Annotated in this window: 12 protein-coding genes; all 12 read left to right on the top strand. The window is 65.3% G+C overall.

Annotated elements, in window-relative coordinates; translation table 11 throughout:
- The first annotated feature begins 101 nt into the window (after positions 1–101).
- Positions 102–1577: a TIGR03016 family PEP-CTERM system-associated outer membrane protein gene (locus M5E06_RS31365; RefSeq protein ID WP_252141597.1), complete on the top strand. Its 1476-nt coding sequence runs from the start codon at positions 102–104 to the stop codon at positions 1575–1577.
- The gene (locus M5E06_RS31360; RefSeq protein WP_252141596.1) at positions 1578–2633 is read left to right on the top strand and encodes an XrtA/PEP-CTERM system-associated ATPase; all 1056 of its coding nucleotides are present in this window, start codon (positions 1578–1580) and stop codon (positions 2631–2633) included.
- Positions 2626–3549: an XrtA system polysaccharide deacetylase gene (locus M5E06_RS31355; protein ID WP_252141595.1), complete on the top strand. Its 924-nt coding sequence runs from the start codon at positions 2626–2628 to the stop codon at positions 3547–3549. The genes M5E06_RS31360 and M5E06_RS31355 overlap by 8 nt, the downstream gene beginning before the upstream one ends.
- Positions 3550–3561: 12 nt before the next feature.
- On the top strand, positions 3562–4617 hold the full coding sequence (locus M5E06_RS31350) for a FemAB family XrtA/PEP-CTERM system-associated protein (protein WP_252141594.1): 1056 nt from the start codon (positions 3562–3564) through the stop codon (positions 4615–4617).
- Positions 4618–4625: 8 nt separating this feature from the next.
- Positions 4626–5882 carry a TIGR03087 family PEP-CTERM/XrtA system glycosyltransferase gene (locus tag M5E06_RS31345; protein ID WP_252141593.1) on the top strand — a complete coding sequence of 419 codons (1257 nt, stop codon included), beginning with the start codon at positions 4626–4628 and terminating at the stop codon, positions 5880–5882.
- Positions 5879–7426: an exosortase A gene (gene xrtA / locus M5E06_RS31340; protein ID WP_252141592.1), complete on the top strand. Its 1548-nt coding sequence runs from the start codon at positions 5879–5881 to the stop codon at positions 7424–7426. Before M5E06_RS31345 ends, xrtA begins: the two co-directional genes overlap by 4 nt.
- Positions 7427–7474: 48 nt before the next feature.
- Positions 7475–9382, top strand: coding sequence for an XrtA/PEP-CTERM system amidotransferase (locus M5E06_RS31335; RefSeq protein ID WP_252141591.1), 1908 nt, complete (start codon positions 7475–7477; stop codon positions 9380–9382).
- A gap of 586 nt (positions 9383–9968) precedes the next feature.
- Positions 9969–12509: a hypothetical protein gene (locus M5E06_RS31330; protein ID WP_252141590.1), complete on the top strand. Its 2541-nt coding sequence runs from the start codon at positions 9969–9971 to the stop codon at positions 12507–12509.
- 253 nt (positions 12510–12762) lie between these two features.
- Positions 12763–14082 (top strand): putative O-glycosylation ligase, exosortase A system-associated, encoded by a 1320-nt coding sequence (locus tag M5E06_RS31325; protein WP_252141589.1) that lies wholly within the window; start codon positions 12763–12765, stop codon positions 14080–14082.
- Positions 14083–14350: 268 nt separating this feature from the next.
- Positions 14351–15856: an oligosaccharide flippase family protein gene (locus M5E06_RS31320; protein WP_252141588.1), complete on the top strand. Its 1506-nt coding sequence runs from the start codon at positions 14351–14353 to the stop codon at positions 15854–15856.
- A gap of 906 nt (positions 15857–16762) precedes the next feature.
- Positions 16763–17791 (top strand): Gfo/Idh/MocA family protein, encoded by a 1029-nt coding sequence (locus M5E06_RS31315; RefSeq protein ID WP_252141587.1) that lies wholly within the window; start codon positions 16763–16765, stop codon positions 17789–17791.
- Positions 17788–18897 carry a DegT/DnrJ/EryC1/StrS family aminotransferase gene (locus M5E06_RS31310; protein WP_252141586.1) on the top strand — a complete coding sequence of 370 codons (1110 nt, stop codon included), beginning with the start codon at positions 17788–17790 and terminating at the stop codon, positions 18895–18897. The genes M5E06_RS31315 and M5E06_RS31310 overlap by 4 nt, the downstream gene beginning before the upstream one ends.
- Positions 18898–18944: the final 47 nt, after the last annotated feature.

Genomic DNA, 18944 nt, shown 5'->3' with positions numbered 1-18944 from the left:
TCTGAGGACAGCATGCACCACGCGATCAGCCCAGGGCCGTTCTTTGCGCGTTGTCGATGCGCCAGCCTTCCGGTCTCCAGCCCCGCTGTGGGTGCATGACCATGACGCGCCGTTCCGATCCGCCCCTGCCCCGCCAGCCGGTCAGCCGCTGGATGGCCCTCACCGCTGGACTTGCGGTTGGTGGGCTGAGCGCACCGGCTTTGGCCAAACCGCATCTGGAGCCCACCATGGGCGCCGAGGTGACGGTGACCGACAACATCGATCTGGTGCCGAATGGGCAGCGGCAAAGTGCGGTGGTCTTTTCCGAATTTGCTGGTCTGACCCTGCGCGAGGCCGGTCGGCGCCTTCGCTATGCCCTGGATGGCCGCTTGTACCTGGACACCACGGTGGGGCACGGGACCGATGTCGCCCTGCGCCCGGATGTGACCGGGACCGGCCGGATCGAGCTGGTTGAGGGGCATCTGTATGTGGAGGGGCGGCTGCTCAGCCAGCGTGAGCTGATCAATGCGCAAGGCCGGGTTGGCTCCTCCTCGGTCATTGGCCGCAGCAACCAGGCCAACGTCACCACCCTTGAGCTCTCCCCCTACCTGACCGGCCATATCGGCCCCTATGCCGACACCGAGCTGCGCTATCTCCACCGGGACACGCTGGTGGACACGCGCGACGGCGACGGGGCCGGCGCTGGCGAAAACCGTGTCGGGAACGCGATGACCAACGCCTTATCCTGGCAGGTCACGAGCGGCCGGGCGCTGTCGCGGCTGCGGCTGACAAGCAACATCGAATACAGCAACACCCGTGCCGAGGTCGACGAGAATGACCTGGAGCGTCAAACGGCGATCGTGTCAGCAGACTATGCGGTGACGCGCCAGGTTTTCCTGCTCGGCTCCGCCGGCTGGGAGCGGATCGCCAGCCCCGGACTGAGCGACACCCGCCGCGGGATGATTGGCTCTGTTGGCCTGCGCTACCGGCCGAGCCCGCGGCTGGACCTGGCGCTCAGCGCCGGTCACCGTTATGGCGGGCCGACCTATGAGGGCACCCTGACCTATGCCATCACCAGCCGCTGGTCGGCGACCGCCAGCTACAGCGAAAGCATGGAAACGCCGCAGACGCGTCTGGGGCGGCCGGTCGGCCGCATTGCGCTTGATCCGCAGACCGGCGCGCTGGTGATTGCCGATGCGCGCGACCTGGGCATCCAACGCGCCGTCGCCAAGGTCGGCACGCTGCGCTTTGATATGGTCGGCCACTACCAGGTGGATGATGTCTATCTGTCAGTCACCCGTGAGACGCGTGATTACGACACCGGTCCCGACGACCAGCTGCTCACCGCCGGCGCCCGCTGGCACCACCGCCTGTCACCGCGCCTGACCCTGATCGCGCAAGCTCAGCTCCGCCAGGCGGCAAGCGACACCGCCGAGCGCGACGCCAGCACGCTGACCGGTGGGGTCAACCTGACCTATGCGCTTTCCGACACACTCACCGGCAGCGTCTCGCTGTCACGCTCGCAGCGTTTTTCCTCGCGGCCTGAAGACCGTTACACGGAAAACGCCATCGTCTTCGGCTTAACGGCGAGGTTCTAGATGTATGAAGACTTCTATGGCCTGACCGGGAACGCGTTTCGGCTCAGCCCCGATCACCGGTTCTTTTTCAAAAGCCGGAGCCACAACAAGGCGATCGCCTACCTGACCTTCGGTCTGGAGCAGGGGGAAGGCTTCATCGTCATCACCGGCCCGGTCGGGGCCGGCAAATCGACGCTGATGGGGCAGCTGGCCTCCCAGCTCGACAGCACGCGCTTCGTCGCAGCTCAGATCGTCACCACCCACATCGAGGCTGATGACGCCATCCGTCTGATTTTGTCGGCCTTTCACATCCAGCCGGCCGGCGCCGACAAGGCCGCAGCAATCAGTGCGTTTCAAGACTTCCTGCGCCAGCAGCACCGGGCCCAGCGGCGCGTCTTGATGATGGTGGATGAGGCGCAAAATCTGCCCCGGCGCACGCTGGAGGAGCTGCGCATGCTGTCGAACTTCACGATCAACGGACAGGCGCTGTTTCAGTGCTTCTTGCTGGGCCAGCCGCAGTTCGTCGACATCATGAACGCCCCCGACCTGGAGCAGCTGCGCCAGCGGGTGCTCGCCTCCTACCATCTTGAACCGATGTCCTCGGCCGAGACGCAGCAGTATATCGAACACCGGCTCTCTTTGGTCGGTTGGCGCAACGATCCGGCCATCACCGAGGAGGCCCACGCCCTCATCCATCAGGAGACCGGGGGCGTGCCGCGCTTGATCAACCTGCTGTGCAACCGGCTGCTGCTGTTCGGGGCGTTGGAGGACCTGCACAGGCTGGACGGCGCCGCGGTGCGCGAGGTGCTCAAGGACATGCGCAGCGAGATGACCGGGGCCTCGCGCCCTGGGGCGCCGGCTCCCGTGCTGTTTGCGATCTCGCGCCCGCCAAAGCCGGCGTCGCCCGTGAGCGCGCCGGCTGGTGCAGAAAACCGCCTGAGTTTGATGGAAGAGCGCCTCCTCCGCCAGGAGCGGGTGCTGCGCGAGCTGATGCAGGCAACGCTGGAGATCCTGCCGCCGGCTGATCACGACGCCGCCCCCCTGCCGGCCGCAGGCCAGGAGGGGGGCCATGACTGATGCCGCCTCGCCTCGCCAGCCGCTGTCCCCGCCGCCGCTCCCCACCAGCGCGGCCGCCGCTGGGACAGCCGACACCGGGGCTGCCCTGCTGGTCAACGCCTTGTCGGTGGATGTGGAGGATTATTACCATGCCTCCGCCCTGGCCCCGGCCGCCCCGCGCACGCGGTGGGACGCGCTGCCGGCGCGCGTCGATGGGATGACCTGGCGCATCCTCGACCTGCTGGAGGCGGCGGGCGCCCGCGGAACCTTCTTCGTGCTGGGCTGTGTCGCCGCCCGTCACCCGGAGCTGGTGCGGGCGATCGTCGCCAGAGGCCATGAGCTTGCCAGCCACGGCGCCTTGCATTTCCGCGTTGGCGAGCAGACGCCGGCCGTCTTTCGCCGCGACGTGGCCGACACCCGCAAGCGGCTGGAGGATATGGCCGGGGTGGCGGTTCTGGGCTACCGCGCCCCCAGCTTCTCCATCAACCGCGCCACCTGGTGGGCCTTCCAGGAGCTGGCCGCGGCCGGCTACCGCTACAGCTCCTCGCTCAACCCGATCCGCCATGACCATTATGGCGTTCCCGACGCCCCGCGCTTTCCCTTCGACCCGATTGCCGGGATGCGCGAGATCCCGGTGGGCACGGTGGAGCTGTGCGGTCAGCGGCTGCCTTGCGGCGGCGGCGGCTATTTCCGGCTGCTGCCCTATGCGCTGTCGCGCCGGGCCATTCGCACCGTCAACCGGCGGGAGGGTAAGCCGGTGGTCTTTTACTTCCATCCCTGGGAAATCGACCCCGACCAACCCCGCCTGCCGGTGCCGTCGCTGCGCTCGCGCTTTCGCCATTACGTCAATCTCGGCGTCATGGAGGCCAAGCTGTCCCGCCTGCTGATGGATTTCTCCTGGCGCCGGATCGATGAGGTCTACCCGCTCGAACCCTGAGGAGCCGTGCTCATGTCTGAAAGGATCGACATCCAGCTTCTGGAGCAGAGCGGCGAGGCGGCATGGGATGCCTTTGTCAGCCGCAGTGCGGACGCGACCTTCTTCCATCGCGCCGGGTGGCGCCGGGTCATCCAGCAGGCCTATGGCCACCGCTCGCATTATCTGATGGCCCAGCGTGGCGGTGAGGTGGTGGGGGTGCTGCCACTGATCCATGTGAAAAGCCGGCTGTTCGGCGACGGGCTGATCTCCACCGCCTTCTTCGCCTATGGCGGCATCGCTGCCGATGATGCGGAGGTGGCGCAGGAGCTGGCCGGCCGAGCCTCCCGGCTCGGTGCGGATCTGGGCGTCGGCCATGTTGAGCTGCGCCACCGCAGGCCGCGTCCCGAGCTGGGAGGGGAGGGGCTCGGGTGGACCGACAAGGCCGACCTTTATGCCACCTTCCGCCGCCCGCTGCTGCCCGACGCCGCGGCCAACCTGAAAGCCATTCCGCGCAAGAAGCGCGCCGACGTGCGCAAGGGGCTGGAGGGCGCATTGCGCGTGGACAGCGCCGCCGACGTGGCGGTTTTCCATCGCATCTACGCCCACAGCGTCCACGCCCTCGGCACCCCGGTCTTTCCCCGCCGCTTCTTCACCCAGCTCCAGCAGGAGTTCGGTCCGGCCGTTGAAATCTCCGCCGTCCACGGCCCGGACGGCCCGGTGTCGGCGCTGATCAGCTTCTTTTTCCGCAACGAGGTGCTGCCCTATTACGGCGGCGCGCTGCCCGCCGCGCGCGGGCTGCACGCCTATGATCATATGTACTGGATGCTGATGTGCAGAGCGGCGGAGCGGGGCTGCACGCTCTTCGACTTCGGCCGCAGCAAGCGCGGCACCGGAGCCTTCGATTACAAGACCTATTGGGGCTTTGAGCCGGAGGCGCTGCATTACCAGTACCATCTGGTGCGCCGCCACGACCTGCCCAACATCAACCCGCTGAACCCGAAATACCGGCTGATGGTGGAAAGCTGGAAGCGCCTGCCGCTGTCGCTGGCCAACGCGCTCGGTCCCCACATCGCCCGCCAATTGGGATGAGGCCTGCCATGCGAGAGCTGCTGTTCCTGGCCCACCGCACTCCCTATCCACCCGACAAGGGCGACAAAATCCGCTCCTGGCACATCCTCAAGCATCTGGCAGAGCGCCTGCCGGTGCATGTGGGCTGCTTTCTTGACGATCCCGCCGACCGCCGGCACCTGCCGGTGCTGGAGCGTGTTGCCGCCAGCGTGACGGTCGTGCCGCTTGACCGGCGTCAGGCGCTGCTGGGCAGCCTTGCCGGCCTGTTGACGGGCGAGGCCTTGTCGGTGCGCTATTTCCAGCATCGGGCGATGCGGCGCTGGGTAGACGACACACTGCGCACCCGCCCCATCGATGCGGTCTTCGCCTTTTCCTCGCAGATGTTCCCTTATGTGCTGAACGCCGGCTTCACCGGCCGGCAGGTCTTCGATTTCGTTGATGTCGATTCTGCCAAATGGGCGGCGTATGGCCGCACCAGCCCGTGGCCCCGCTCCTGGGTTTACGCGCGCGAGGCTCGGCGTCTGAGCGCGCTCGAGCGCGCCGCCGCCGCCGCCGCCGATGCCAGCCTCTTCGTTTCCGCCGCCGAGGCGGCGCTGTTCGGCCAGATGGCGCCGGCCAGCCTGCACAAAATCCATGCCGTGGCGAATGGGGTCGATCTTGCCCATTTTCACCCCGGCGCCCCGGCGGATGCCCCGTCGCCGTATCAGTCGGGCGGGCCGGTGATCGTCTTTGTCGGGGCGATGGATTACTGGCCCAACATCGACGGCGTGTGCTGGTTCGTCGAGCGGGTGTGGCCTGGCCTGCGGGCCCGCCATCCGGGGCTGCGCTTTTGCATCGTCGGCAGCAACCCCACACCGCAAGTCCAGGCTCTGGGCGGCATCGCCGGCGTGACGGTCACCGGCCGCGTGCCGGATGTGCGCCCCTACCTGTCGCACGCCATCGCGGCGGTGGCGCCGCTGCGCATCGCGCGGGGGATTCAAAACAAAGTGTTGGAGGCGATGGCGATGGGCATGCCGGTGGTTGCCCATCCGGCTGCCTTCGAGGGGGTGGACGCCGAACCCGGCACAGATCTGCTGCTGGCGGCAAGCGAGGGCGAGATGCTGGGCATGCTGTCCCGCCTGATCGAGGAGCCGGGCTTGCGCGAGGGGCTTGGGCGCCGGGCCCGGGCCCGGATGGAAGCGGGCTATGACTGGGCAAACAGCCTGGCCGCTCTTGACCGTCTGCTTGGTTTGGACGCCGTCCCGCCGCCCCACGCCAGAGCCTGTCCGGCGGGGAGGGCTGCATGAGCCAGGCCAATCTCGCTGTCGGTGTTGGTGTGAGCAGCCGGGGGTGGCCGCGGGCGCTCGGGTGGCTTGCGCTTTATGTCGGGCTGTGCCTTGTGCTGTTTCACGCCACCGTGTTTGACATGGTGCGCACCTGGCTCGACAGCACAGCCTTCAACCACGGCGTCTTGATCCTGCCGATTGCGCTGGTGCTCATCTGGCGCCGCCGCCTGGCGTTGGCAGCCTTGCGTCCGCAGCCGGAGCCTTGGGCCCTTCTGCCTCTGGCGCTCGGCTCGCTCGGCTGGTTGCTCGGCTCAGTTGCCGAGGCCAAACTGGCGATGCAGCTTGGTTTTGTCGGCATGCTGATTGCCGTGACGGTGGCGACGCTGGGAGCGCGGGTGGCCTGGTGCATCCGCTTTCCGCTGCTGTTCCTCTTCACCATGGTGCCATTTGGCGATGTGCTGGTGCCCCAGCTGCAGGCGGTTACGGCGGGCTTTGCGGTGGCGTTGCTGCGCCTCTTGCACATCCCCGTCTTTCTCGATGGGGTGATCATCGAATTGCCGAGCGGGCGCTTCCATGTGGCCGAGGCCTGTGCCGGCTTGCGCTTCATGATTGCCAATGTGGTGATGGCGGTCTTGTTTGCGCATCTCGCCTTCCGCCGCTGGTGGAAGAGCGTGCTGTTCGTGGCGCTTGGCGGTGTCGTGCCGATCATCGCCAATGGCTTGCGGGCCTTCGGCATCATCATGATTGCCCATCTGAGCGGCAACCAAGCGGCGGTTGAGGCCGACCATGTGATTTATGGCTGGGGCTTCTTCGTCGTCATCATGCTGTTGCTTCTGGCCATCGGAAACCGGTTCGCCGATGCCGCCCCGCCGGGTGAGACGGCGGCACCGCTGAGTGCACCGTCTGCTCCGGCGCGGTGGGTGTGGGGTATGGCCGTCGCCCCTGTGCTCGCCATCGCCGTCGGGCCGGTCTATGCCCTGTCGCTCGACCGCGTGTCGCCGGGGGCCGGCCTGTCCGCTCTGCCGGCCCCTCTGGCGCCGGTGGGGTGGCAGGAGAGGACGGCCGATGCATCGCGCCACCCCAGCCCCTGGCGGCCCGGCTTTGCCGACGCCGATGCCCGTCGCCTCACCGTCTTTCAAAAAGACGGACGTCAGGTCGAGCTGTTCGTCGCCTACTACAGCCATGAGCGGCCGCAGGCCAAGCTGGTCCGCTATGAGAACCGCTTCGATGACGACCCTTGGATGCGCGTCGGTCTCGATCATCACAGCCTGCCAGGGACCGACGTCCCCGCCATTTATGAGCGGCTGGCCGGTCCCGCAGGGCAGCGCACGGTGCTTTATTGGTATTGGGTGGACGGCCGCCTGGTCAGCTCCGCCCTCGAAGCCAAGCTCAGGCGCATCGTCGCGACACTCGGCGGCGGACCGCGCCCGGCAGCCGTGATCGCGCTGTCGACCGAGGCCGATCCCCCTGACGCGGCGCTTGCCACGCTGGATGCCTTCGCCGCCGGGCTGCCCACCGCCCCTGCCGCCATCGTCGGCTCCTTTGCCGGAGCCGCTGCCCCGTGACGTGACCAGCCCCCGTGCCAGGTCATGCACCGTTGATGAGGAATGGACATGTGTGGAATCAGCGGGATTGTCGACATCGTCGCCCGGCGCAGCATCGATCCGGACCGGCTTGCCCGCATCAACGGGCGGCTTGCTCACCGCGGGCCGGATGGCGAGGGACGTCATCTTGCGGCCGGCATCGGGTTGGGGCACCGGCGGCTTGCCATCATTGACCTCGAAGGCGGCAAACAGCCGCTCTACAACGAGACGGGCGATGTGGTCGTCGTCTACAATGGCGAGCTCTACAACTTCGCCGCTCTGCGCGACGAGCTGATCCGGCGGGGCCACCACTTTGCCACCCGCTCGGACACAGAGGTCATCGTCCACGCCTGGGAGGAGTGGCAGGAGGCGTGTGTCCATCGCTTCCGCGGCATGTTCGCCTTTGCCCTTTGGGACGAGACCCGGCAAACCCTGTTCCTCGCCCGTGACCGGCTGGGGGAGAAGCCGGTCTATTATACGCACACGCCCGACGGGCTGTTCCTTTTTGCGTCCGAGCTGGGCGCGCTGACCGCCGGCCTGAGCGCCCCTCCGGCACTCGATCTGGAGGCGGTGGAGGAGTATTTCGCCTTCGGCTATGTGCCCGATCCAAAATCGATCTATGCCGGCATCCGCAAGCTGCCGCCCGCACATCATTTGAGCCTGCGCCGGGGCGAACCAGCGGGAGAGCCGGTATGCTACTGGGATGTCGCGCTCGCCAGCCCAAGTCTCCAAGCCACCGATGAGCGCCGCGTGGCGGAGGAGCTGGCGCAGCGGCTGGCCGACGCCACCCGCATGCGCATGGTGTCTGACGTGCCGATCGGTGCCTTTTTGTCGGGCGGGGTGGATTCCAGCGGCGTGGTCGCCTTCATGGCGCAGAACTCTCACAGCCCGGTGCGCACCTGCTCGATGGGCTCCGCCGACCCGAGCTTTGATGAGCGCGAGTTTGCGCTGCAGGTGGCCCGCCGCTACGCCACCGACCACCATGAGGAGGTCGTCTGCCTGGACGCCACGAGCCTGATCGACCGCCTTGCCAGCCTCTATTCAGAACCGTTCGCCGACAGCTCGGCCCTGCCCACCTATCTGGTCAGCCAGCTGGCCCGCCGTCATGTCACCGTGGCGCTGTCGGGCGATGGCGGCGATGAGGTGTTCGGCGGCTACCGCCGTCACGCCTTCCATGTGAAGGAAGAGGCGGTGAAAGCGACAGTGCCGGCTGGTCTGCGCGCCCCGCTGTTCGGCACATTGGGGCGCATTTATCCCCGCTTGGACCGCGCCCCCCGCTGGCTGCGCGCCAAGGCAACCTTCGAGAGCCTGGCGACGGATGCCGTCGGCGGCTACTTCCGCGCCGTCACTCTGCTGCCTGAGGCGCAGCGCACACAGCTGCTGACCCGTGACTTCACCCAGGCGCTCGGCGGCTACCGTGCCGTGGAGGTGCTGCGCGGTCACGCCGCCCGCGCCGGTGTCGACGACCCGCTGGCCCGCGTGCTTTACATCGACCTGAAGACCTGGTTGCCGGGCGGCATGCTGACCAAGGTGGACCGCGCCAGCATGGCCAGCGGGCTGGAGGTGCGCGCCCCCTTCCTCGACCATGAACTGGTCAGCTGGGCCGCCAGCCTGCCGTCGGCGTTGAAGGTTCGCGGGCTGGACGGCAAGCTCATCTTGAAGAAATCCTTGGAGCCCTACCTGCCGCACCCGGTGCTCTATCGCGCCAAGAAGGGCTTTTCCATCCCGATCGCCCGCTGGATGCGCGGGGCGTTGGCAACCCGGCTGGACGGGCTCGCCACCAGCCCGGCCCTCAGCGGCACCCACCTCATCAACCGGCGCGGGCTGGAGCAAATGATCGCCGACCACAAGCGCGGCGTGGCCGATCACAGCCGGATCCTGTGGTCGGTCATGATGTTCGATGCGTTTCTCCAAACAGCCCGCGCCCCTGCCTCGTGACGCCCTGACCGAGGCAAGGACCACCGATCTCCCCATTCAGCAGATTGCTCCGCCCCAAGACGGGAGGCGGGCAAGCCGACCGTCCTCTGCCTGCCTCAAACGCAAAAGCCCGCTCGCCCTCCTGATCCTGCCGCTTTGGCCCTGCTGCGGCAGGCCTTGGCAAAAAATGTCTTTTGGAGGAGAGGTGGGGGGGACAGTGACGCCGCTGTGCTCGGGGGAGCTCTGCACCCTTCTCTGTCTGTGACTCGGAAAGCTGGGGTTGAGGGAATTTCAGGAGGCTGCCCTAACACCAAATCGCATCACGTCTGACCGCATGATCGGGTGATCACGGCTGGTGTGCAGCAGCATGCTTGTCAGCGCTGAACATCTGCTGCGCTCCCACATCCAGGCGGAGCGGGGATAACGCAAAAAAAGGCATCGCTGTGCAATGGATGCTGCCGACCACCATCACGAAGCGTGTCGTGCCGGGCCATCGGCCGCGCGGCAGGGCCGGGTCTTCCCCCGACCACCTGACGCCTCTCCTGCCCGATCGGGCGCGGCCGTCGTCCCGGATGACAAGGCGCTTTCACCCGGTGAGCGCGTGCTCTTGGCTCTGCCGCCTTTGCTGGCGCTTGCTGTTGCCCTCGCCTTGTTGATGGCGGGCGCGGTGTCGGCGCAGCAGTTGCCACCCGCCCCGGGGAAGCCGCCAGCGGTGCATCGGACCCCGGCCGGCGAAATCATGGTTTTGCCGGCGCCCAAGGCTGCGGCGCCGCTTCAAGCGAAAACGCGGCCTCCCGCTCTGCCGACGGCCGAGCCGGCCCGAAGCCATGCTCCGCCTCTCGTCTGCGCACCGAAGGCTTTGACCTGCATCGAGGTGGAGGGTGGCGCCCAGGCGCAGCGTCATGTCCCGCTCACGATTGGACAGCCCTTTCTTGCGGGCGATGTTCCCAAAGGAGCGACCCTTCTCGCCCGGGATGGCCGCGGTGGAGCGCTGCCGCTCCAGATCGATCAGCCCGCAACCTTTGCCGATGGCTCCTTGCGCTTTGCCGTGCTCTCCACCGTGCTGCCATCCCTGGCAGCCCATAACCGCGACCGCATCGATTTTTTCCTGGGCATGCCAGCTGGACGAGCGGAGGTCATGGTCCCGCCGCCCGACATCACGATCAAAGCCGTGGCCATGATCTATGCCGCACAGCTGAGCATGATCACCTTCGGCGACCGGACTGGGTACAACCCAGGACGCCCGTTCCTGGCCGGAGAAACCGTGACCATTGCCCTTGGTGAGGCCCCGGAGGACCGCTATACCCTGACGATCTCACGCGAGCTGGAGGGCGGAGCTTATCCGACGCTCAGCCGGATTGCCGAAGCCTTCATGGCGCTCATCAACCAAGGCCGCAATTTCCGTGCTTACAAGGTCGGAGAGGGCGGCGGTTACGAGCATCTGTGGGTCACCAGCCGTGAACGGCCCGGACGGTCCTTCGCCGTGCAGTTCCTCTATGGCGGTCAAGCGAGCCTACGGGCAACGGTGGTGCAGGCTTGGCAGCCGTCGCGCCGGTTTGTCGCCTCAGCCTCGGGTGGACGCCTTGCGAACGCGTGGCTGGCTGGTCCGGTTGTGTCGGAAACCACGCAGACCGTTGCGTTTGTCGAGGAGGTCAGCGGCACGCCCCACCCCCAGCTCACCGCGCGCTTTGCCGTCCGGTCATACGCTGGCGTGGAGACGGTGCGCGTCGATGCGGCGGTCGAGAATGCCTGGACCTACGAACCTGGCGCTGGCAATCTCACCTACAACCTGCAGCTTCTGCTGAACGGCAGTGAGGCGTTCGGCGTCCAGGACCTGACGCATCACCACCATGCCCGCTGGCACACCGTGCGCTGGACAGGGCAGACGCCAAGCGTCCATGTCCGCCACAATCTGTCCTATCTGCTCAAAAGCCGGGCCGTTTGGAATTACGACACCAGGCTGAAAATTCCAGAGGCCACCCTGCAGGCCGAGGGGCAGGCCTTGGCGCGGGCCGGCACCAGGCCAATGGGCACCGCGACGCTCACCCCTTACATGCCAACCACCGGCGGGCGCAGCGACATCGGCCCGCTGCCGCGTTGGACGGTGCTGTATCTTTTGAGCCAAGACCCGCGGGCAAAGGCATTGATGCTGGCCAATGCCGACGCCGGTGGCAGCGCGCCCATCCATTACCGTGACCGCAAGACCGACCAGCCGGTCAGCTTGGACGATCATCCCGACCTGCGGTTGATCCCGAACCAGCAAGGACCAGACGCGATGCCGGCGATGGACAACGCCGACACGCCTTGGACCGTCGACGTGTCACACCAGCCATCGCTCGCCTATGTCCCCTATCTGGTGACGGGGGAGCGCTACTATCTTGACGAGCTGATGTTCTGGGCCAACTGGTCGATCGGCATGCACCCGTCGGACTACCGCGGCGGCAGCTTGGCGCTGCTGTCCGATGAGCAGGTCCGCGGGCAAGCCTGGGGCATGCGTGTGCTGGGCGAAGCCGCGCACATCCTGCCCGACCAGCATCCCATGAAGGCGTATTTCACGCGCAAGCTGGCCAACAATCTCGACTGGTACGTCACGCATTATCCGCGCAACCCGGACCAGGGGGCGATTTCTCCCCTTGGCTGGGTGGAAAAGGGGGATGCGGTTGGTCTCACCGGGCCGTGGCAAAATGATTTCCTGGCGCTCGTGATCGGCTGGCTGGCCCAATCGGGCGAGCCACTGGCGGAGCAGTATTTTCACTGGCTGAGCCGCGCCACAGTCGGCCGCTGGACGCATGAGGCCCAGGGATATTGCCGGGCTCAGGCCCCGGCCTACTACATCAAAATCCGCGACCCCGACAATCGGTTCATTGCCAATTGGCGGGACCTGCACCGGCTGAACTGGCCCGAGATCACACGCTGCCCAGCCACCATCACCGATGGCTACCCGAACTCGCCCGGGGGCTATGTCGCTGTGTCCTTGGCGATGCTGGCCGTCGCCGCCGATTTGGGCGTGGACGGTGCCGCCGCGGCCTATGACCGGCTGCGCCGCGACACCGCCATCGACTTTGCCACCGATCCGACCTGGGCGATCGTGCCACGCCAGACCCCTGTCCTGGGAGGCCCTTATGGAATGGATGCCGCTGATCGCTAACTTCGTTGCTCTTGTCGTTTGCATCCACTGGTTTCGTGGCAATGACCGTCGCGGCACGGCAGGTGGCACGGTGGGGCTGTTCCGTTTCACCGTCGCAACAGCCAGCCCTCCGTCCGACGGTCCCCCGTCCGCTCCCCCGTCCGGCCGGCAGCCAGCACCGTCCCCCCGGCGTCACGCCCGCCGCCCGCCGCCTCGACCCGGCCGTGCGTGAGCGTCTGTTCGCCATCTCCCGCGCCTGGAATGGATCACGCCGATGCGCGACATCCTCTTTATGTGCTGCATGGTTGCCACTCTGCCCTGGGCGATCATGCACGCCTATATCGGGAGCCTGCTGTGGGTGTGGGTCGCCCTGCTGACGCCCACCACCTACCTGTATGGCTTCATGGGGAGCATTCCGCTCAACAAGCTTGTCGCCGGCATCACCCTGGTCGCCCTGCTGCTCAACCGGCAAGGCGCCACCCTTCGCCTCAACAGCACAGCCTACCTGCTGATCGGGCTGGTCCTGCTCGGCGGTGTTTCGATGGTCAGTGGCAGCGTGGTGCCGGAGGCCGGATGGGAAATTTATGACCGGCTGATCAAGATGGTGGTGCTGTTCTTGGTGCTGACCGCGCTCACCAACACGCGGCTGCGCTTGCATGCGCTGCTTTTGATCGTGGTGCTCAGCATGGGCTACAATGGATTGAATGAGGGGTTGAAAGTCATCCTGTCAGGTGGACGGCACAAGCCTGAAATTCCGCTTCTCGGCGACAACAATCATTTCGCTGGTGCGATTTTGATGGTGATTCCGGTGCTCGGCTACCTCTACAGCCAGACCGAAGAGAAAATCGTCAAGCTGGCACTTCTTGGCAGCTTGCTGCTGTGCACCGTGTCTGTGATCGGGACCTATTCACGCGGCGGCTTCATCGGTCTGCTGGTCATTGCCGTCAGCTACATCATGATGACCCGGCGAAAAATCGTCAATCTGATCCTCCTGGGCGTGCTCGCCGGGCTGTTGCTGCTGCTCACCCCAGATACCTGGTTCGAGCGCATGAACACGATCGACAATGCCGGCGAGGACGCCTCCTTCATGGGGCGGGTGGTCGCATGGAAGATCAGCACATTGATTGCCCTCGACCACCCCCTGCTCGGGGGAGGCTTTCGTGCGGTCCAAACCGCTCATTTCTGGCATCTGTACAGTCAAAAATTCCAACTTCTTAGCTTTATTTCAACGCCAGAGCCATTGTCGACGCCAACGGCCGCTCACAGCATCTATTTCGAGATGCTGGGCGATTTGGGATTTGTCGGGCTTGGGGTTTTCTTGGGCGTGATCATCACCACACTGGGCAGCCTGTCCAAAGTGCGGGCATTTTGCCGAAGAAAGCCCGGGCTGGAGTGGGCATTTCACCTGGCCGGTGCATTGCGGTTGAGCGTGGTTGTCTATGCCGTCACCGGAACCGCCCTCAGCCTTGCCTATTTCGAGCTGTTTTATGTGCTGTGTGCAGCGGCGGCATCGCTGCGGCACATCGTCATGCCTGTGCCAGGCACCGCCCGGAGCAGGAGCAAGCCATTTGTGGCGGTGCCGGTCAGGGCGTGATGGCGACAGCGCCAGCCGCCTTGGTCTTGTGCAGGCCCTTCCCTCCCAAAACCCAGGACATGATCGCAATGCATTTGTCAGTGTCACAGTCAGCGGGCTTGGCGACGCGGTGTCGATGCGCACGCTCAGCCAAGGAGGGCAGAGGACGAAGTCCCGGCCACGCCCGAGGCCGTGTCAGCCGCAGCACCCTGCCGGCACACCGCTGCCGCCTGGATGCCGCACCACGTGACGCGTGCAATATTTGCACACTCTTGAAAGGTCTTCTCCCGTGTCCGACGCCACTTTGAAGAAAAAGGTCGCGGTTGGTGCTGGCTGGATGATTTTCCTGCGTCTGGCAACCCGCGGCGTTGGCATCGTCAGCATGCTCGTGATGGCGCGATTGCTGCTGCCAGATGATTTCGGCTTGGTCGCTCTTGCGACGACCATCGCCGGTGCGGTCGAGGCGCTGGGAATGATGGGGCTTCAGCTTGCGCTCATCCGGGAAAGCGGGGTGGACCGCAAGCTCTACGACACAGCCTTCACCATGACGGTGATCCGCGGCGTGTTGACCGGTCTGATCGTTGCGCTGAGTGCGCCGATCGTCGCCGATTTCTTCGCAGATGACCGGTTGGAGGCTGTCCTCTATGTGATCGGCGCGGTCGCGGTGCTGCAGGGCTTTGAGAACATCGGCACCGTTGCCTTTCGCAAGGATTTGGCGTTCGACCGGGAGTTTGTGCTGTTCATGACGGCCCGTGTGACGACCTCGGTGGTCACCTTTGCCTGGGCTCTGGTGACCGACAGCTACTGGGCACTGGTCGCGGGCATTTGCGCGTCCCGCGTGATCCGCGTGGTCATGAGCTACACGATGCACCCCTATCGGCCCGGCTTCACTCTGGCGGAATGGCGAAAGCTGATCAGCTTTTCCGTGTGGATCTGGATTGCCAGCGTTGCCGGCTTCTTGCGGGATCAGGCCGATGCCTTTGTCATCAGCCGGTGCCTGGGGATCACACAGGTTGGCGTCTTCCGGCTTGGCACAGAAATCTCCAGCCTGACCACCAGCGAGCTGGTCCAGCCGATATGCCGTGCATTGCTGCCTGGCTTTTCAGCAATGCACAATACCGGCCGCAGTGTGTTGGAGAGCGTGGTTGAATCGTTTTCCGCGGTTTGCCTGCTCGTGCTGCCGGCCGCCCTCGGGCTGAGCTTGATTGCCGCTCCCCTCGTGCATTTGGCGCTGGGCCCGAACTGGTCGGACGCCGTGCCGGTCATTCGCATCCTCGGGATGTTCGTCATCTTCCATGTGGCGAGCGAGATCGGCACGGTGGCGTTGCTCACCCTCGGTCGCCCGGATGTCAACGCCTGGATCGTGGTGGCCGCCACGCCGGTTCGGCTGCTCTGTCTGATGGGGGGGGTCGGGTATTTTGGCCTCACCGGGGGGGCATGGGCGCTTGGGGTGAGCGCGGGGCTCGAGGGGCTGGTCTTCCTTCTCCAAATGGAACGGTATCTGCCAGGCGTCCTCATCGGCATGGCCGCTCCGGTTGGGCGCACCACGGTGGCCAGCCTGGCGATGGCCGGGGCGTTGCTGGCTGCCAATGGCGGCCCCATTTTCGCCGGTGCTGACGCGCTGGCCTCGGCTGCCCTGGTGTTCGGCAACGCCCTGTTCGGGGCCGTGGTGTTTGCCATCGTGCTGGTGGCGCTGTGGCTTCTCGCCGGCCGACCGGCTGGGCCGGAGGCAATCCTCATTCGAGCGGTGCGCGCGCGGTTGGCACCGCGCCGGCTGGAGAACACGCTGTCTTAACATCTTCCCCACGGCGAAAGCCGGAAGATGTCCAAGAGCACCCGTAAGCTCCTTAGGATGTTGCGGCCATGTCGATGCGGCCACCCGGCTGAGCCAAGCCGTCGTCGCGTGCGGGTGCTGCGGCCACAGGGCCAACGCCGACACCACCGCGGCGATCGCCATCCGACGGCGCGCGGACGGCGCGTCAAAGCCCTGTGGAGGAACACCGCGCCCAAGCGGCCCAATGACGCGGGACCCAGCCGGAAGGCCGCAGGATGCGGCTTACCGGCCCCCCGCCCGTCAAGGCGGAGAGGGGGCCAGCAAACGTCTGAGCGAAGCCTGGCGACAGCGGTCGCGACAACGGTGAAAGCGACACGGTCGCGCAGCCGGCTGGCGGCCCAGCGCCTGGCATCTTACCCCAGACGGTGGGCCGCCTCTCATCCGGACAGCATGCTGCTCTCTGTTTGTGTGCGGTGACCCGGAAAGACTTGCCCCGTCATCGTTGCTGGCCCAGCTCTCCCGCTTTAACAGAAGCGCCGGACAAACCGCCCTCCGCTTCAAAACAGAGTCAGCATGAGCTACCCCCGAATATGCGGTGGCTGCGTGGGAACAATTTTGCAAGACTTCCTCCCATGCCTCCTCAGCATGATCCTTGTCTGGATGAGGCTTAAACGCCCCGTCCGGTGGGTCGATTATCACCTCAAGCAACAGGAAGTCTGAAGATTTCTTAGTGGGATAATCAGACATTTATTGAAGATATCTTCGTCATCTCTATGGGGTGCTTTCGACGCGTTTTGAAACATTATGCGTACAAACGGATTTTCTAACGATTGCGGGTCCATGCCATGAGGATTGCTTCTGGCCAGGAGAGGGCGCCGGACAGCGGAACAGTGATCATTCACTCTTGCCATGAGGATTGGTCTCATCATGATCAATGTGGGAATTGTCGGCTGCGGCTATTGGGGGCCCAACCTCATCAGAAACTTTTCTGATGTGGACGGGGCACGGGTCGCCGCCGTCTGCGACCTGTCGCAAGACCGGCTCTCCGCCATAAGCCGCCGCATGCCCACTGTGGAAACGACCACAGACTATTGGGAGCTGGTGCGCAACCCTAAGATCGATGCGGTTGTCGTCGCGACGCCGGTGTCCTCCCACTATCCCATTGCCCTGGCCGCCTTGCAAAACGGCAAGCATGTCCTGGTCGAAAAGCCGATGACCGAGACCTCGGAACAGGCTGAACGGCTGATCAACGAGGCCGCCAGGCGCAATGTGACCTTGATGGTCGATCACACGTTTATCTACACCCCAGCCATCCGGAAAATCAAACAACTCATCACCGACGGTGAGATTGGGCATGTTCACTATTATGACTCCCTCCGGATCAATTTGGGCCTGTTCCAGCGTGATGTGAATGTCATCTGGGATTTGGCCGTTCATGACCTCACCATCATCGATCATTTGCTGGGAGAGTCGGTCACCGCCCTGTCCGCAAGCGGCGCCTCGCATGTCAGTGGCAGCCCCGAAAGCATGGCCACCCTGACCTTGTTCTTTGATCAAGGGACGATCGCCCACGTCAATGTGAACTGGCTGGCGCCGGTGAAGGTCCGCCAACTGCACATCGGCGGCAGCAAGAAAATGATCGTCTACGATGATCTGCAGATCAGCGAAAAGGTGAAGGTGTACGACAAGGGCGTCATTGTCGCCGAAGACACCGATCAGCTGCACCAGCTTCTGATCGGCTACCGAAGCGGCGACATGTGGGCCCCGCAACTGCCGGCGCAAGAGGCGCTGCGCATCGAGGCCCAGCATTTCATCGACTGCATTGAAACGCGACGCGCGCCCATCACGGATGGGTTCACCGGACTGAGGATCGTGCGCCTGCTCGAGGCCGCCTCCTGGTCGATGGCGCAGCGCGGCCAGCCCATTGATCTTCAACTCACCAGGATTGCATCATGATCCCCCTGATCGATCTCGCCGCCCAGTACCGCTCGATCAAGAGCGACATCGACCAAGCGGTTTTGAGGGTTCTGGCGAGCACCCAATACACCCTGGGCGATGAGGTGACGGCCTTTGAAGGTGAGTTTGCCGCCTATTGCGGGGCCCAGCACGCCATCGCGGTGAATTCCGGAACCTCGGCCTTGCATCTGGCTTTGCTCGCCGCCGGCGTCGGGCCGGGAACCGAGGTGATCACGGTGTCGATGACGTTCGTGGCAACCGTCGCGGCCATTCTTTATACCGGCGCCACACCGGTTCTCATCGATGTCGATCCACGCACCGGCACCTTGGACCCGGGGCTGATCGAAGCCGCCATCACGCCGCGCACCCGCGCGATCCTGCCCGTCCATTTGCATGGCCAGACCGCCGAGATGGACGCCATTTGCGAGATCGCCCGCGCGCACGGCCTTTTGGTCATCGAGGACGCGGCCCAGGCCCAAGGGGCGGCGTATCACGGCGCCCGCGCCGGCAGCCTTGGGGACATCGCCTGCTTCAGCTTCTACCCGAGCAAGAATCTTGGCGCGTGCGGTGAGGCCGGCGCCATCGTGACAAGCGACAGCGCGCTCGCCGACACGGTCAGGATGCTGCGCGATTGGGGGCAGGCTGGACGCTACAACCATGTTCTGCAGGGCTACAATTACCGGATGGAAGGCATCCAGGGGGCGGTGCTGCGCGTCAAACTCCCGCATCTGGATCGCTGGAACGACGCCCGCCGCCAGCATGCCGCCGCGTATGACGCCAGGCTCGGGGCCGCCGGGCTGGACATTCCGCAAGAAGCGCCTGGCCGGCATCATGTGTATTACGTCTATGCCGTCCGCGTCGCCGAGCGTGATGCGGTCCGTGAGCACCTCCTCAAGGCCGGGATCAGCACCGGGGTTCATTACCCGGTTCCGGTGCATCGCCAGCCGGCCTATGCCGATGCCGTCAGGGTGGTGGGAGCGCTGCCGGTCACCGAGCGGTTTGCCGCGCAGACCCTGTCCTTGCCGTTGTATCCGGAACTGAGCGGCGATCAGCGCGAGCGGGTGTGTGAGGCACTTCTGGAGGTCTGCGTCGGCCAGCCGGCCTGACCCGGATCGTCCGGCCGTCGCTGTCCGCCGGCGCCTGCCTCCCAAGG

It is taken from the genome of Azospirillum sp. A1-3, from assembly GCF_023806445.1.
Lineage (GTDB): Bacteria > Pseudomonadota > Alphaproteobacteria > Azospirillales > Azospirillaceae > Azospirillum.
This window is presented reverse-complemented; position numbering and strand designations above follow the sequence as displayed.

Excerpts from the sequence above, each read along its gene's own strand:
- M5E06_RS31355 (WP_252141595.1), top strand. The coding sequence starts at position 2,626 with ATGACTGATGCCGCCTCGCCTCGCCAGCCGCTGTCCCCGCCGCCGCTC.
- M5E06_RS31315 (WP_252141587.1), top strand. The coding sequence starts at position 16,763 with ATGATCAATGTGGGAATTGTCGGCTGCGGCTATTGGGGGCCCAACCTC.
- M5E06_RS31365 (WP_252141597.1), top strand. The coding sequence starts at position 102 with ATGACGCGCCGTTCCGATCCGCCCCTGCCCCGCCAGCCGGTCAGCCGC.
- xrtA (WP_252141592.1), top strand. The coding sequence starts at position 5,879 with ATGAGCCAGGCCAATCTCGCTGTCGGTGTTGGTGTGAGCAGCCGGGGG.
- M5E06_RS31360 (WP_252141596.1), top strand. The coding sequence starts at position 1,578 with ATGTATGAAGACTTCTATGGCCTGACCGGGAACGCGTTTCGGCTCAGC.
- M5E06_RS31335 (WP_252141591.1), top strand. The coding sequence starts at position 7,475 with ATGTGTGGAATCAGCGGGATTGTCGACATCGTCGCCCGGCGCAGCATC.
- M5E06_RS31345 (WP_252141593.1), top strand. The coding sequence starts at position 4,626 with ATGCGAGAGCTGCTGTTCCTGGCCCACCGCACTCCCTATCCACCCGAC.
- M5E06_RS31310 (WP_252141586.1), top strand. The coding sequence starts at position 17,788 with ATGATCCCCCTGATCGATCTCGCCGCCCAGTACCGCTCGATCAAGAGC.
- M5E06_RS31350 (WP_252141594.1), top strand. The coding sequence starts at position 3,562 with ATGTCTGAAAGGATCGACATCCAGCTTCTGGAGCAGAGCGGCGAGGCG.
- M5E06_RS31325 (WP_252141589.1), top strand. The coding sequence starts at position 12,763 with ATGCGCGACATCCTCTTTATGTGCTGCATGGTTGCCACTCTGCCCTGG.